The sequence below is a fragment of the Meiothermus rufus DSM 22234 genome (assembly GCF_000423425.1).
Taxonomy (GTDB): domain Bacteria; phylum Deinococcota; class Deinococci; order Deinococcales; family Thermaceae; genus Meiothermus; species Meiothermus rufus.
In genome coordinates, this window is sequence record NZ_AUHY01000012.1 from 14,743 (window position 1) to 30,164 (window position 15,422).

The following is a 15,422-nucleotide window of genomic DNA, read 5'->3' on the forward strand; positions in this document are numbered from 1 at the left end:
TGAAGTGGTCGCTGGAGGGCCCGGGGAGCCTGAGCTCGACCACCGGCCCCAGCGTGATCTACACACCTCCTGCCACCCTCAGCGTCCTGACCACCGCCACCCTCACCGCCGCGCTCGAGGGCACCGGCCTGAGCGCCAAGGCCACCATCAGCGTGGCCCCCGCTGTGCTCAGCAGAGGGGTGCTGTTCTACAAGGCCGATGGTTCGGGAGCACTGGGAACCCTGGATAGCGCCGGGGCCTACACCCCGGTCAGGAGCTACGCCGCCGGGGAGCTGCCCGCCGGGGTCAGCCACTTTGGCAAGCCTTACGAGCTGTACGAGCTGTTGTACAACTCCACCGACGGCTCAGGAGCGCTGGGTAGCTTCGACGGGACAGGCGTCTTCCGCAAGCTGCGCGCCTACGCCACCGGGGAACTGCCGGCCGCCCAGGATCAGATGGTGAGCCTGAACGACCGCCTGGTGTTCTACAAGGCTTCCACCGGAACCACCCTCTGCGGCAGCTACGGCCCCGACTACGGCTTCAGCAACCCCGTGACCCAGGCCGGCTACTCCAAGGACTGGAACCTCGTCGTGCGGGTCAACGACGCCAACGGGGTGTTCTTCTACAAGCAGCCCACCGGCACCGGGGGCTACGGGACCTACGACGCGGCCTGCAAGTGGTCGTACGTCTACTCCAATTACAGCCTCAGCACCAACTGGAGCCACATCCTGCGCACCCCGGGCGGGGTCTTGTTCTACCGCCAGAGCGACGGGATCGGCGCGCTGGTCACCTTCGCCGCCAACGGGGCGCCGACCCAGACCGGCACCTACGTCTCGGGGCAACTGGCCAAGGGCTGGGAGCAGGTGGTCAGCACCCCGGCCGGGGTGCTCTTCTACAAGGCCGACGGCTCGGGCGAGCTCGGCACCTTCAGCGGCAATACCTACACCAAGCTCAAGGCCTATGCCGCCGGGGAACTGCCTGCTGGGGCAGCGCTGGTGGTGCCGGTAGGAAAATAAACTTCCTGCGGAAGTCGCTGCCTCTGACCATACGCAAGCAAAGCTGTTTGCTGGCTTCAGCACGGACTTACGCTCGACACAGTGAAGAGCCGCGGCCCTTGGAAAGCCGGTACTCGGGGGCCTCAGGCAAAGGGCAACCAGGGGTTGGAGGTACTTAATCCACGATGCCCTGTTTTCGCGGCATTCTGTAGCCATGCGGTTGCTGCTGGTTTTGGGGATGGCGCTGGCCCAGGGGGCCCCTCGAGGCAGGTTCGTGGATGTGCCGCCGTGCCACTGGGCGGCGGAGGCGGTGCGGGTGCTGGCTGCCAGGGGGTTGTTTCAGGGGTATCCAGCCACCGCGCGCGAGCTGGCGGAAAACGCCCTGCGGCAGGTCTTCGAGGGGCTGAGGTGCGGCGAGACGAGCTGGAGCTTGGAGTTCCTCGAGGGCGCTCCTCCCAGCTTCGGAGCCGCGCCCAGGATTGACGGCTTCGAGCTGAGGGGCCTGCAAACGCGGCTCAGCGGCGACCGGGGCACGATCGCTTTCGAGGTAGTCGTTTCCCAAGAGGGCGTGGTCTACACCCGCCGGGGGACGGCCCGACTAGTCTTCGTCCAGCAGGGCTGGAAAGTGCTCTACGAGGCTGTCCACGGCTCCGGGTGGAACGCTCAGGGTGAGCACCCCATCCGCCGAAGCCAGGCTGCCCCCTTCGGGCCCGATGGTGGCCGTCACCGGATCGCCGGTGGGGGTGCCTTTGAGGGTGGGTTCCGGCGCCACCGGCCTCGAGCCCCCGCTACAGGCCCCTAAGAACCCCAGGAGAATCACCCCTGCCAGGTAGCCTAGCTTTCCCATGGCTCTAGCCTCCTTCTATCGCGCGAAGGGCGACCACTCCGGCTCCGAGCCCTTCGGGTCCACGACGAACGCCCGCGCCGAAGGGCCAATGGGGCCGCTCACCAGCAGGCCGCGCGCGTCGGCGAAGGCCATGGCCCGGCCGTCGGGCGAGATCGCGCCGCCCTTGGGTTCGCCCTGCAACGGGAAACCTGCCTCGGGGATCCAGCCCGGAACACACTTCCCGCCGCCGAAGCGCGCCGTGCTGTCGCCCCGACAGGCGCGCATCTCCTCGAGGCTGAACGCATAGACCCCCTGCTCCTCTGGCCGGGCCGGCCGGTAGGCGATGGCGTGCCAGCCGGTAATTTGCTGCTCGTAACCCACGACGCGATAGGTGGCCCCAATCACCACGAAGCGCGCACCGCTTTGGGCGACGTCGTAGACCTCGTCGCGAAGCCCCGGGATCCCGAACCGGTAGGGGCTGCTCTCGCCCTCCCAACCGCTCTTCGCCCCGCGTACCAGGTAGGGGTACGACCCGCCGCCCGAGAGGATCAGGCGTTCGCCGGTCATCCAGCGGGCGTGGTAGTAGCTCGAGCTGAACCGCCCCCAACTGCCCCCGGCCACCCCGGCGGCGGCCCAGCGGTCGGAGAAAGTCAGGCCCACACGGGCGGGGTTTGGGCCCAGGGGGGTTACGACCACGTAGGCGAAGGCGAAGAGGCCCCCGTCCGGCGACAGCTCGGCGTGCACCAGGTTGATGAGCTCCCCCGGCGGGAAGACCCGCTTGCGCCCGTCCGGGCGGATGGTCACGAAGTGCGAACGGCCCGCGATCACCTGGACCGCGCCAAGGGTGCCGTCGTCGGCCAGGGAGGGGCTGCGGTAGCCGCCGTCAGGGTCAGCGGGCGCCGCTGTGCGGTGGAGGGCGTGAACGCCCAGACGTTGCCCTCGCGGATGTAGACGATAGACCCCTGGAGCGAGGCCAAGGGGTTGTCCTGCGCCCAGACGAGCGGCAGGAGCAGGAGCCGCAGGGCAGCCCCAGCCGCGAACCGCTTCACTATTTGCCCCTTTCCAGCGCCGCCAGCCGGGCCTCGAGGGCCTGGAGCCGGGCCTTCAGCTCCCGGTTCTCCTGGTGCAGCGCCTGGATGGCGGCCAGGGCCACCCCGTCGGCGTCCACGGTGCTGATGTGGCGGTCGTCCTCACCCAGCCCGAAAGCCGCCCTGAAGTCCTGGGCAGTAGGCCCCAGGTGGCGCACGCCGGGCCCAAGCGCTCGCCGGGGCGCTCCTCCAGGAGTTCCAAAGCGGCCTGGGGCTCCTGGGCCTCCAGGTAGGCCCGAACCAGCACCAGGGCCAGGTACTCGCTCACGTCGAAAGGCCCTAGGGCCCGGGCGGCCTGGGCCAGCTCCCGGTGGGCCAGGGGCTCCCCCCGCTCCACGTCGGCCCCCACCAGGAAGGCCGTCGCCAGGACCTGCCAGTAAGGGTCCTGCCCTAGCGCCAGGCGGTGGGCCTCCTCGAGGAGGGGATAGGCCTCGGCGAAGCGGCCCCGGTGGGCGTGCAGGGCCCCCAGGTAGGCGAAGGCGCGGATGCGGTGGCGGGGGTCAGGGTGGTCGCGGGCGAGTTCGGGCTCTAAGAGGCGCGCCGCCTCGGCGGCCCGGCCCACCCCCCACAAAGCGGCGGCGTAGGCGGTGAGGGTCAGGTGGGTGAGCTCTTCGTCCCCCAGTTCCTGGGCCAGGAGGTAGGCCTCCTGGGCATACCGCACCGCCTTCGGGTGGTCGCCGATGGCCAGGTAGGTGCGGGTTCGCAGGGCCTCCACCCGGACCCTGAGGGGGGTGGGGCCCTCGAGCAGGGTCTCCAGCAGGGCCTCCGCCTCGCAGTAGCGCCGCTGCTCGCGGTAGATGTCGGCCATCAGGAGCCGGGCCTCGGCCCGCATGGCCTCTTCCTGGCCGTAAGCCAGGGCTTTTTCCAGCATGGCCAGGGCCTCGGCGTAAAGCGCGCGCGCCTGGTAGTCCCGGCCTGCGGCCAGCCAAGAGCGGGCCGCCGCTTCCTCCTGGCCGGCCAAAAGCCAGTGCTGGGCGATGCGGGCGGGGTGGGCCCCGGCCTCTTCGAGTGCGAGGGCTACCTGGTGGTGTAGGTGGGCCTGGATGGGGGCCGGGATGCCCTCCAGCACGGTCTCTCGGAGCAGGTCGTGGGCGAAGCGGCCCTCCCGCAGGATCTGGGCGGCCTCGAGCTCGGCCCAGGGCTCGGCCAGGTCCAGGGGGTTGCTCTGGAGAACGCCGGCGGCCAACCCCAGGGCCAGGTCTTCCCCGGCGATGGCCGCGGCCCGGACCAGGCGGGAAGCGGCCGGGGAGAGGGCTTGCAGGCGGCGGGCGATCAGCTCCTTGACCCGGCGGGGAGCCGGGAAGCGCTCGGGAGTCCCTTGCAGCCCACCCGACTCCCAGAGCGTGCGCAGGGTTTCCAGGACGAACAGGGGGTTGCCGCCGGTGTAGCGGCTGAGGAGCGGCGCCAGGCGGGCGGCGTCCAGGCCGGGCAGGTCCAGGGTTTGCAGGAGGTGGCCCACCGCCTGGGGGGTGAGGGGCTCGAGCCCGATCCGAACCGCCAGGCCGGCCTCCACCAGCCGCTGGACGGTAGCCAGGGCCTCTGAGGGCAGCTCACCGCCGCGAAAGCTGCCGATGAGGCGGGGAAAAGCCCCCGTGGGGCGCTGGATCAGGTGGATGGCCGCCTCGAGGCTGGCCGGGTCCATGTACTGCAGGTCGTCCAGGACCAGGGCCACCACCCCGGCTTCGCGGAGCAGGCGCACCACCTCCCCCAGGGCCTCGAGCAGGCGCAGTTTGTCCTCCGCCGCGCGCAAGGGCGGCGGGGGTTCCTCGGCCAAGGCGGGCAGCAGGCGGGAGAGCTCGCGCCGCACCCAGCCCTTCAGGGAGAGCGCCGGGTGCTCGCGCAGGGCCTGCTCCAGGCCGCGGGCATAGGTGGAAAAGGGCACCCCCGCGTCGCCGGGGCGGGCCTCGACGAGGAGCGAGCGCCCACGGGAGGCCGCGAAATCCAGCATCAGCCGGCTCTTGCCTACCCCCGGCTCGCCCGAGATGAAGATGGCCTTCCCACTCTCCCAGGCTTCCTCCAGCAGGGCCCACTCCCGCTCCCGGCCCGAAAGCACCGGCGGGCGCAGCAGCGAAAGCGGAATCTCCCGCCGCGCTGGCGGGCTTTGCGCAGGCAGGATAGCCCCGCGCTCGATCTCGCGGGCCAGGGCCTGGGTCTCGGGCAGGGGGTCTACCCCTAGCTCGCGCCGCAGCCACGCCTGGCCCTGATGGTAGGCCACCAGGGCCGCTCCCCGGTCGCCCAGCAGGTAGTACAGGCGCATCACCCGGCGGAGGTGCTCCTCGGAAAAGGGGTCGGCCTCCTGGAGGCGCAGGGCCAGGGCCAAAGCGCCCCGCAGCTCGCCCTCCTGCAAAAGCCGCTCGGCCTCGGCTTGCAAAGCCTCGCGCCGCAGCCCCGCCAGGTGCTCCCGCTCGGCCAGCAGCCAGTCGGCGAAGTCGGGGCAGTCGTCGTAGTCGTGGCCTGTGAGCAGCTCGCCCTCCAGCGCCAGCGCCTCGGCGTAGCGGCCCTGGAAGGCGAGCAGCACCAGCCGGGCGGCGTCGGCCTCGAGGCCCTCGGCGAGCTTAAGCACCTCGTCCCCGCCCGCTACCTCGTATCCCCCCGTGGCCTGGCGCAGCCGGCGCAGGGCCTGGACCAGGTTGTTGCGGGCGGCGCGCTCGGGCGTCTGGGGCCAGAGCAAGCCGGCCAGCCGCGAGCGGGGGGTGGGGCCCTCCAGGGCCAGATAGGCCAGCACCCCGGCGGCCCTGCGCTCCAGGCGCACGGGAGCTTTCCCCTCCACCTCCAGGGTGGCCTCTCCCAACAGCCGCAGGCAATGCCCGGCCAAGGCGCCCTCCTCGGTACCTCAGAGTGTAATACCGAACTCAATCAAGCTGCTACCTCTCCAGGGGTCAAGAATGGGGGGCCATTGTAGATTAGGCTGTGGAAGACCATTGACAAAGCGATGAACCGTGGGCAGTGAGGGGCGTAAGTGCAGCCCGGATCGCTGAATACTGGTATCGCCGGGCCGCTGAAGCGGCTTCACCGAGGCGTTGCGCGGAACACACGCCGCTTGAAGGCGGGGTCTTGGTGGCGAGAAGCACCAATCCTGGCTGATCCGACCACCGGGCGAAGGAAAGACAGCAGAACGAGATATGGCCACAGAGTCTGGGCAGACGAGCACCTGGACAGCCGACAAGAAGATCGGGAGTTGGGAGCCCAATGGCTGTACCGTGGCACCTCACCGAAGGGCAGGGCCTTCCCGTAGCGGTGGTGTACCCGGCCAGTACCCATGCACGCCGAGCCGCCCTGGTGGTATGGGAGACGGCGTCTCCCTCCACCTGGAGCATCTGGCGATAGATAAAGCCTTGGACACCATGCCCCTGGGTCACAGGCTCAGGACTTCGCTTCCCAAGCGCCCGCCTAGACAGCGTTGCCGGATCAAGGGCCTCTCCACCCGGATGGGCTACGACCGCACTCTGGTCGCCCGCTGCGAGGGTAAAGCCCGGAACGACAGACGAGGAGGAATGTCCATTGCCGCCTTTCTCGTTTGCATCCACTCTTGAAGGGGTTGATTTATAAAGGGTACCTTGGCCCGGTGTGGTATACCAGTAGTAATGGCACATCCTTATGCGATTAGGCCCCAGACACCCTGGCAGCGCTTCGGGATAGGGGCCTTACGCATGCTGGGCTGGACAGCTGTAATGGCCCCGCCCCCAGGGACAAAGTTCGTGCTGGTGGGCTACCCCCACACCTCCAACTGGGACTTTCTGTATGCCCTTTTGTGGGGTGTGGCCTCTGGAACGCGTTTTCGCTAGGTAGGCAAAAAAGAGCTGTTCCCTCCGGTGATCGGGGTGGTGATGAAGTGGCTGGGGGGTATCCCGGTAGACCGCTCCAGGGCGGGCGGCGATTTTGTGAGCCAGGTGGCCCGCATCTTCGACCAACACGACAACCTCTGGGTGGTGGTGGCCGCCGAGGGCACCCGCAGCCGCGCCCCCTACTGGAAAACCGGGTTTTATTACATGGCCCTGAAAGCCAGGGTGCCCATTGCCCTGGCCTACATTGACTACAGCAAAAAAGAGGTGGGCATTGGGGGCTACCTGACCCCCAGCGGCGACCTCGAGGCCGACTTCGAGCAGATCAAAGCCTACTATGCCGACAAAGTGGGCCGCAACCCCAGCAAACAAAGCCCTATCCAGCTCAAGCCCAAATAGAGCCCTGCCCACCCTCATCCGCAGGCCGCCATCCGCGTTATCCTGTTAGATAGTGACCGCTTATGCTGGAGAAGCTTGAATCGCTAGAAGCCGAGTACCAGACGCTCGAGCGGCAGCTGGCCGACCCGGCGGTACTCACCAATCCATCGGAATACCAGCGCGTGAGCAAGCGCTATGCCGAGATGGGCCACCTGATCGAGACCATCCGCCGGTACAAAGAGGCCCTAGCCCACCGGGAAGAAGCCCGGGAACTTTTGTCCGACCCCGAGTTGGGCGAGATGGCCCGGGCCGATATAGAGGTGTTGGAACCCCGCATTCGCGACCTCGAGGCCGAACTAGAACGACTGCTTTTGCCCAAAGACCCCCTGGACGAGAAGAACGCTATTGTGGAAATCCGCGCCGGCACCGGTGGAGAAGAGGCCGCCTTGTTCGCCGCCGAGCTGCGCGACATGCTGATCAAGTACGCCCAGACCCACGGCTACAGAACCAACCTGTTGGACACCGCCTATACCGATCTGGGTGGGGTCTCGAAGGTGGTCTTCGAAGTAACCGGGCCCGGAGCCTATGGTTTTTTGAAGTACGAGGCCGGGGTACACCGGGTACAACGGGTGCCCGCCACCGAGACCCAGGGCCGCATCCACACCTCCACCGCCACCATCGCGGTAATGCCTGAGGCCGAGGAAGTGGATGTGCAAATCGATCCTGCCGATCTGGAAATAACGGTCTCGAGGGCCTCGGGCCCCGGTGGGCAGGGGGTCAACACCACCGACTCGGCGGTACAGGTCTTGCACAAGCCCACCGGCCTGATCGTCTCCTGCATGGAGTCGCGCAGCCAGATCAAGAACAAGGAAAAGGCCCTTTCCATCCTGCGCACCCGCCTTTTGGAGATGAAGCGGGCGGAGGAGGCGGCCCGCCGCCGGGAAAACCGCCTGGCCCAGATCGGCGCAGGAGAGCGCTCAGAGAAAATCCGCACCTACAACTTTCCCCAGTCCCGCGTGACCGACCACCGCATCGGCTTCACCACCCACGACCTGGAAGGGGTGCTGGCTGGCGATTTATCCAAGCTGCACGAGGCTTTGCGCAAGGCTGACCAGGAACGCCAGCTCGAGGCCCTTTCCTCCCAGTCCGCTTAGGGAAGAAAGGCGGACTCGATGCACGGATTGCGACGTGAACTATTGGTGGCTGCAGCCATCCTGGTGGACAGACAAGGGCGGGTCTTGCTGGTGGCCAACGACTGGAGCCGGCGAGGCCGGGTACGCTACACCCTGCCTGGGGGTATGGTCGAGGCGGGTGAGACCGTTCCCGCGGCCATTTATCGGGAAGTGCGGGAAGAGACCGGGCTGCGCATCAAGGCCATCCAGCACTTGGCCTACGTGGTGCAGATCGAAGACCTGCGCAAAAGCGAGCGCACCCTGGCCTTGGCTTTCCGCGCCGACTACGAGGGGCTGCTCAACCCTAAAGACCCCGATGGGCACATCGTAGAGGCCCGCTTTTTCACCCTAGAGGAGGTGGCCGTTAAGCTGGACGAACACCGCCCTCTCCTGGAACCACTCATGGACTACCTGCGCGGTGAACGGGGCCGTTTTTACGCCTACTCGAGCTGGGGCAGTGAGGGAACCAGGGTTTGAGGCCAGATAACCACGCTCGAGTAGGGGTGCGTGCAGTATGCTTCAAGGCGGGTTTTGAATGGAACCCACCCATTGAGGTGAAGCATGGTTGCCGTCATCCTTTCGGGAGGGGCAGGTACCCGGCTGTGGCCGGTCTCGCGGGAGCAGTACCCTAAGCCTTTCATGAAACTACCCGACGGGCAAAGCCTGCTGCAGAAAACCTATCTGCGGGCAGTGGGGACAAAAGCCCGGCAGGTGCTCACCGTAACCGGCCAGGAATACTACTTCAGTACCGTCCACGAGTACCAAACCTTGGGCCTGCCTGAGGTGCCCACCGCCTTCATCTTGGAGCCAATGCGCCGCAACACCGCCCCGGCCATTGCCATGGCCGCCTTATGGGTCGCCGAGCAAGACCCCCTCGAGCCCATGCTGGTGCTCTCCGCAGATCACCTGATCCAGCACGAAGCAGCCTTCATCCAGGCCGTTGGCCAGGCTCTGCCCATCGCCCAGGAAGGTTACTTGGTCACCTTTGGTATACAACCCACCTACCCGGCCACCGGGTTTGGCTATATCGAGCAAGGCCCCCCCTTGCCCTGCGGGGGCTACCAGGTGGCCCGCTTCGTGGAAAAACCCGACCGATCTACCGCTGAAGGCTACCTACAAACTGGGCGCTATTACTGGAACGCCGGTATTTTCTGCTTCCAGGCTGGAGCCTATTTAGAGGCTCTGCAAACACTTCAACCCCAGATGTATCAAAACGCCCTGGCCTGCTGGCAAAACAGCGAGAAGGGTTCGGTGGTCTATTTGAATCCAACCCTGTTCAAGCAGGTGCCCGCCGAGTCGGTAGACTACGCAATTATGGAAAAAGCCCAGCGGGTAGCGGTGGTGCCGGCTGACCTAGGCTGGAGCGACCTAGGCTCCTGGGACGCCGCCGCCGAGCTGGTGCCCCCCGACGCCCAGGGCAACCGGGTGCTAGGGGAGGCGGTGCTGCTCGAGACCACCGATACCTTTGTGCAAAGCGAAGACCGATTGGTGGCGGTCATCGGCGTCAGCGACCTGGTAATCGTGGACACCCGGGATGCCCTCTTGGTGGCCCGGCGCGACAAGGTGCAGGAGGTAAGGAGGGTGGTAGAGCAACTCAGCCAGGCCAAGCACAACACCGTGCAGCGCCACCCCATCATCCAGCGGCCCTGGGGCAGCTACGTAACCCTGGAAGAGACCAGCGGGTTCAAAATCCGGCGGGTGGTGGTCCGACCCGGCCAGGCCCTTTCCAACCACCGACACCACCACCGCAGCGAACACTGGACCGTGCTGCGGGGCACCGCCCAGGTCTGGCTGGAGGGCCAAGCCCGGTTTCTCCGCCCCAACGAGTCGGCTAGCGCTCTGGCCGGGGTTGCCCATCAGATCGTCAACCCCGGCCTTCTGGAGCTGGTTTTGATCGAGGTGCAAACCGGGGAGTACCTAGGGGAAGAGGATGTAGAACGGCTGGATAGCCTGGTATAAAGCTTCCTGGTTTACAGGGCGTAACGCTATGGCGTAAAAAGTGCCTCTAGAAGCCTCGGGCCTCGAGGGGCCGTGACGTTTGTTAGCGGAAACCAGAACAATCGTTCGTAAACTAGGTAGCCAGATAGCATTTTGTAGGCATGAAGATGTAGCGAGGTGGGCATGAAAGCTATGAAGGTTGCGGTCATTGGTACAGGATATGTGGGCATTACCACCGGGGTCACCCTGGCCTATGTGGGCCACCAGGTCACTTGTGTAGACGTAGACCCGCAAAAGCTAGCCCTGCTGCGTGCAGGCAAGGCCCCCATCTACGAGCCAAACCTAGAGGAGTTGATGCACCTGGCGCGCGAACGCCTACGCTTTACCGACACTTACGCTGAGGCTGTTCCCGAAGCCAACGTGATCTACATTGCGGTGGGTACCCCACCCACCGCCGACGGTAGCCCTGACCTGCGTTACGTGCAGGCCGCGGCCGAAGGCATTGGACAACACCTGAGCGAAAAGTTTACCGTAATCGTCAACAAGTCGACCGTGCCCATCGGCTCAGGCAACTGGGTGGAGTCGCTGGTGCAGGCTGCCTACGAAGCCCGGCACGGCAAGCGGGCCAAGGGCACCTTCGCCGTGGCCTCCAATCCCGAGTTTTTGCGGGAAGGCTCTGCCATTTACGACTCGCTCTACCCGGATCGCATCGTGGTGGGGGCTGAGCGCACCGAGGCCCTCGAGGTGCTGTACAACCTCTACCGCCCTATCCTCGAGCAAAGCTTTATCGAGCCTGCCTTCCAGCCCCGCCCCAACACCATGAAGGCCGTACCATTGATCTCTGCCGACCTAGCCTCAGCCGAGCTGATAAAATACGCAGCCAACGCTTTTCTCTCGGTTAAAATCAGCTTCATCAACGAGATTGCCAACCTGGCCGAGCGGGTCGGAGCCGACATCACCCAGATTGCCCGTGGCATCGGCCTGGATAGCCGCATCGGCCCCCGCTTTCTCCAAGCGGGTATCGGCTGGGGAGGGAGCTGCTTTGGCAAGGACACCGCCGCGCTAATCGCCACTGCCAAGGAGTACGGCCTCTCCATGCCCATCGTAGAGGCGGCTCGCGAGGTCAACTACCGCCAACGAGAGCGCATCATCGAAAAGCTCCAGCGCGAGTTGAAGATCCTCAAGGGGCGCACCATCGGTCTTCTGGGCCTGACCTTCAAGCCCAACACCGACGACCTGCGCGACTCACCCGCCCTCGACCTAGCTGAGCGCCTGCTGCGGCATGGGGTGCGGGTAAGGGTGCACGACCCAGTAGCCCTGGAGAAAGCCAAACAGCAGAACCCCGACCTAGCAGTTGAATACTATCAAAGCGTGCTGGAGCTGGCCGAGGAAGCCGACGCGTTGGTGCTGGTCACCGACTGGGCCATCTACCGTGAGCTAGACTGGGAAAGCCTGGCCCAGCTCATGAAAAACCCCCTGGTGGTAGATGGGCGCAACTTCCTGGATAAAAAGCGCCTGATCAAAGCTGGTTTCCAGCATGTAGGGGTGGGTACCGGCAGCAATCCTCAGCTGGTCACAGCTGAAGGTTAAGGGGTCTTATGCGCATCCTCATCACCGGTGCGGCAGGTTTTTTGGGTAGTCACCTGGCTGAGCGGCTCCTCCTCGAGGGGCACGAGATCATCGGGGTAGACAACTTCAGCAGCGGCCAAAGGCGAAACATAGAGCTCTTATCCGAATGGCCTCGGTTTCACTTTCTTGAAGCCGATGCCTCTAGACCGCTGGATATTGCCGGGCCTCTTGACTGGGTAATGCACTTTGCCTCACCCGCCTCTCCCCCGCGTTACCTAAAACTGCCCTTAGAAACCCTCTTAGTCAACGCAGAGGGCACCCGCCATCTGTTGGACCTGGCTGTGGCTAAAGGAGCCCGTTTCTTCCTAGCCTCCACCTCGGAGGTCTACGGTGACCCACTGGTGCACCCCCAGCCTGAGGGCTACTGGGGTAACGTCAATCCAGTGGGGCCACGCGCTATCTACGACGAAGCCAAGCGTTACGCCGAAACCCTCACCACGGCCTACCAGCAGGCCCGAGGGGTCTCTACCCGGATCATTCGCATCTTCAACACCTATGGCCCCCGCATGGACCCTCAGGACGGGCGGGTGGTGACCAATTTCATTGTGCAGGCCCTGAAAGGCCAACCCCTCACCATCTTTGGCGATGGGTGCCAGACCCGTAGCTTTCAGTACGTCGACGACCTTATCGAGGGTATCCGCCGCTTGATGGAAGTGGAGTACCACCAACCCGTTAACCTAGGCAACCCCGAGGAGTACACCATGCTCGAGCTGGCCCAACTTGTGCAGGAGCTGGTGGGTTCCCGCCTGCCCTTTGTCCACCAACCCCTCCCCCAGGACGATCCCCGCCAGCGCCGTCCGGACATCACCCGGGCCAAAACCCTGCTGGGTTGGGAACCCCGTGTACCGGTACGCGAGGGGCTAGCCCGTACCATCGCCTACTTTAGGGAGCTGTTATACACATCACCCGAGGTATCGTCATGAATGTGCTGGTTGTGGGCGGTGCAGGCTATATCGGCAGTCACAGCGCTAAAAGCCTGAAGAAAGCTGGGAAGCCCCTCGCCGGGCTGGAGACCCCCCCGCCTTGGTAGCTGACCCTAGCAAGGCCCACCAGATTTTGGCCTGGAAAGCCCAGTATTTGGATATCGACCAGATCGTCGAAACCGCCTGGCGCTTTGCCCTACGGCGCGAGGGGTAGACCGCCTTCAGCAACCGGTGGCCCAATCGGGGTCTGGTTTGGCTTGACCCATTTTTTAGTTTAGGCTAAACTTATAGTGGATTTTGTTATGGGTAGCCTAAAATATGCTGCTGACCGGTTGGCCGCCAATCAGCGTCCCCCTCTCTCCGAGGCCCAGGAGGATTACCTCAAGCAGGTACTGCTCCTAGGTAGCGAGGGACGTGGCACCGACCGGCTCGAGGACACCACCACCGTCTCTACCCAGGCCCTGGCCGAACGCATGCAGGTCCGGCCTGCCTCAGTGACGGGAATGCTCAAGAAGCTCGCCGAGCTGGGCCTGGTGGAGTACGAGGCTTACCGGGGAGTGCGGCTAACCCAGGCTGGCCATAGGGTTGCCCTCGAGGTGCTGCGGCACCACCGGCTGATCGAGGCCTACCTGCACCAGGCTTTGGGCTACGGCTGGGAAGAGGTGCACAGTGAGGCAGAAAAACTCGAGCACCATATCTCCGAGGCCTTCGAAGCCCGCATTGCCCAGTGGCTGGGCCACCCTTCCCACGACCCCCACGGCGACGCCATTCCCAGCGCGACCCTCGAGTTACCCCAGAGCCTCCCCAACCGCCGCCTGGTCGGCCTCGAACCCGGGTCCACGGGTAGGGTGGCCCGGGTGGCTACCCAGGACCAGGACTCGCTTAACCTCTTCGCCCATCTGGGCCTCAAACCCGGCGCCCGGGTAGAGCTGCTCGAGCACGCCGCTGAGGGCAGCCGCATCCGGGTAGGGAAAGAGCGCTACCTGTTGCCTGCTAGCCTGGCCCAGGTGCTGTGGATACACCTCGAGGAGGAAAACCATGCGAACCCTGCCTAGACTTGCCCTGCTACTACTGCTGGCCCTACCCGCCCAGGCCCAGGCTGCCGACAAAATCGCCCAGCTAGAGCCCGTGGGCCAGGGCCCCGTCCGGGTGGTCACCACAGTTAATTTCATCACCGACCTGGTGCGCCAGATAGGGGGCGCGCGGGTGCGGGTGGAGGGCCTGATGGCCGCCGGGGTGGACCCCCACCTCTACAAGGCCTCGGCGGGCGATGTGCGCAAGCTGTTGCAGGCCCACCTGGTCTTTTACGGAGGCCTTCACCTGGAAGGCAAGATGGTGGAGCTGCTGGAGCGCCTGCCCAAAGCCATCGCCCTCAGCGAGGCCATTCCGCGCGAGCGCCTGATCCCGGTTGGCCCCAGTGAGTACGACCCCCACATCTGGCACGACCCCAGCCTCTGGCAGCTCACCATACCCCTCGTGCAGGAGGCCCTTTCCCGGGTGGACCCGGCCGGGGCCAGCCTCTACCGGGCCAACGCCGAGGCTTTCCGCCAGCGGCTCCTGCAGCTCGACCGCTTCATCCAGCAGCAAATCGCCCGGATTCCCCCCGGGCAGCGGGTGCTGATTACCTCCCACGATGCTTTTGCCTACTTCGGGCGGCGCTATGGCCTCGAGGTGCGCGGGCTACAGGGCATCTCTACCCTGAGCGAGGCCGGCACCCGCGACATCCAGCAACTGGCCGATTTCATCATCCAGCGCAGGATTCGGGCCATCTTTGTGGAGTCCAGCGTACCCCGGCGGGCCATCGAGGCGGTGGTGGCGGCGGTGCGGGCCCGGGGCTGGACGGTGGCGGTGGGGGGGGCGCTCTTTTCCGACTCGGCGGGCAACCCCGGCACCCCCGAGGGAACCTACGTGGGCATGATGGAGCACAACACCCGCACCATCGTGGCTGGGCTTTTGGGAGGAGCGCTATGACCCTGACCCAAACCGCCACTCTGCCCCTGGAGGTGCGCGACCTCACCGTGGTCTACCGAGAACAACCGGTGCTTTGGGACGTGGACCTGGCCATACCCCCCGGCCAGCTCTCTGCCATTGTGGGCCCCAACGGAGCGGGCAAGTCTACCCTGCTCAAGGCCGTGCTGGGCCTAGTGCCCAGGGCCTCGGGCCAGGTCTGGTTCTTCGGCCAGAGCCTGCGCGAGGCTCGAGCCCGCATCGGCTACGTTCCCCAGCGCAACACGGTGGACTGGGACTTTCCCACCAGCGTACTGGACGTGGTGATGATGGGGCTGTACGGCCAGCTTGGCTGGTTCCGCCGGCCCGGCAAGCGCGAGCGCGAGGCGGCCATGCACTGCTTGGAACAGGTCTCGCTGCAAGACCTGGCCCACCGGCAGATTGCCCAGCTCTCCGGCGGGCAGCAACAGCGGGTCTTCCTGGCCCGGGCACTGGCCCAGAACGCCGACCTGTACTTTATGGACGAGCCCTTCGCTGGGGTGGATGCCGTAACCGAGGAGGCCATTTTGCAGGTGCTGCACGGGCTAAAAAGCCAGGGAAAAACCGTGGTGGTGGTGCACCACGACCTCGAGACGGTGCGCGAGTACTTTGACCACCTGACCCTGCTCAATGTGCAGGTCATCGCCAGCGGGCCCATGGAGGAAACCTTTACCAGTGAAAACCTGCGGCGAACCTACGGCGCAAAGGCCCGGACAGGAGGGTAGG

General features: G+C 65.4%; 11 protein-coding genes and 1 pseudogene. 10 read left to right on the top strand and 2 right to left on the bottom strand.

What is annotated here, in order from left to right:
• The first annotated feature begins 1,188 nt into the window (after positions 1 to 1,188).
• Entirely contained in the window at positions 1,189 to 1,776 is a 588-nt protein-coding gene (locus tag G552_RS14675) for an S-layer homology domain-containing protein (protein WP_051195664.1), read from the top strand.
• A 60-nt stretch (positions 1,777 to 1,836) separates the two neighbouring features.
• Here G552_RS14675 and G552_RS14680 read toward each other — a convergent pair whose 3' ends face one another.
• Positions 1,837 to 2,628 carry a hypothetical protein gene (locus G552_RS14680; RefSeq protein WP_245575097.1) on the bottom strand — a complete coding sequence of 264 codons (792 nt, stop codon included), beginning with the start codon at positions 2,626 to 2,628 and terminating at the stop codon, positions 1,837 to 1,839.
• 276 nt (positions 2,629 to 2,904) lie between these two features.
• On the bottom strand, positions 2,905 to 5,703 hold the full coding sequence (locus G552_RS14685; RefSeq protein WP_245575098.1) for an ATP-binding protein: 2,799 nt from the start codon (positions 5,701 to 5,703) through the stop codon (positions 2,905 to 2,907).
• A gap of 769 nt (positions 5,704 to 6,472) precedes the next feature.
• On the opposite strand from G552_RS14685, the pseudogene G552_RS14690 reads away from it, so the two are divergent.
• From G552_RS14690 to G552_RS0103515, 9 genes and pseudogenes are all read left to right on the top strand, one after another.
• Positions 6,473 to 7,069: pseudogene (locus tag G552_RS14690) on the top strand (lysophospholipid acyltransferase family protein).
• A gap of 62 nt (positions 7,070 to 7,131) precedes the next feature.
• Entirely contained in the window at positions 7,132 to 8,202 is a 1,071-nt protein-coding gene (gene prfA, locus G552_RS0103475; RefSeq protein WP_027881756.1) for a peptide chain release factor 1, read from the top strand.
• Between the two features lie 27 nt (positions 8,203 to 8,229).
• The gene (locus tag G552_RS0103480; RefSeq protein WP_027881757.1) at positions 8,230 to 8,697 is read left to right on the top strand and encodes an NUDIX hydrolase; all 468 of its coding nucleotides are present in this window, start codon (positions 8,230 to 8,232) and stop codon (positions 8,695 to 8,697) included.
• 84 nt (positions 8,698 to 8,781) lie between these two features.
• Positions 8,782 to 10,179, top strand: a complete 1,398-nt coding sequence (locus G552_RS0103485; RefSeq protein WP_036270200.1) for a mannose-1-phosphate guanylyltransferase/mannose-6-phosphate isomerase — start codon at positions 8,782 to 8,784, stop codon at positions 10,177 to 10,179.
• A gap of 162 nt (positions 10,180 to 10,341) precedes the next feature.
• Positions 10,342 to 11,748: a UDP-glucose dehydrogenase family protein gene (locus G552_RS14695; RefSeq protein ID WP_245575099.1), complete on the top strand. Its 1,407-nt coding sequence runs from the start codon at positions 10,342 to 10,344 to the stop codon at positions 11,746 to 11,748.
• Between the two features lie 8 nt (positions 11,749 to 11,756).
• Positions 11,757 to 12,710, top strand: a complete 954-nt coding sequence (locus G552_RS0103495; protein WP_027881759.1) for a UDP-glucuronic acid decarboxylase family protein — start codon at positions 11,757 to 11,759, stop codon at positions 12,708 to 12,710.
• A gap of 302 nt (positions 12,711 to 13,012) precedes the next feature.
• The gene (gene mntR, locus G552_RS0103505) at positions 13,013 to 13,765 is read left to right on the top strand and encodes a manganese-dependent transcriptional regulator MntR (RefSeq protein ID WP_051195665.1); all 753 of its coding nucleotides are present in this window, start codon (positions 13,013 to 13,015) and stop codon (positions 13,763 to 13,765) included.
• A complete protein-coding gene (locus tag G552_RS0103510) occupies positions 13,749 to 14,681 on the top strand; it encodes a metal ABC transporter solute-binding protein, Zn/Mn family (RefSeq protein WP_027881761.1) in 933 nt (310 codons plus the stop codon). The genes mntR and G552_RS0103510 overlap by 17 nt, the downstream gene beginning before the upstream one ends.
• Positions 14,678 to 15,421 carry a metal ABC transporter ATP-binding protein gene (locus G552_RS0103515; protein WP_027881762.1) on the top strand — a complete coding sequence of 248 codons (744 nt, stop codon included), beginning with the start codon at positions 14,678 to 14,680 and terminating at the stop codon, positions 15,419 to 15,421. The genes G552_RS0103510 and G552_RS0103515 overlap by 4 nt, the downstream gene beginning before the upstream one ends.
• Position 15,422: the final 1 nt, after the last annotated feature.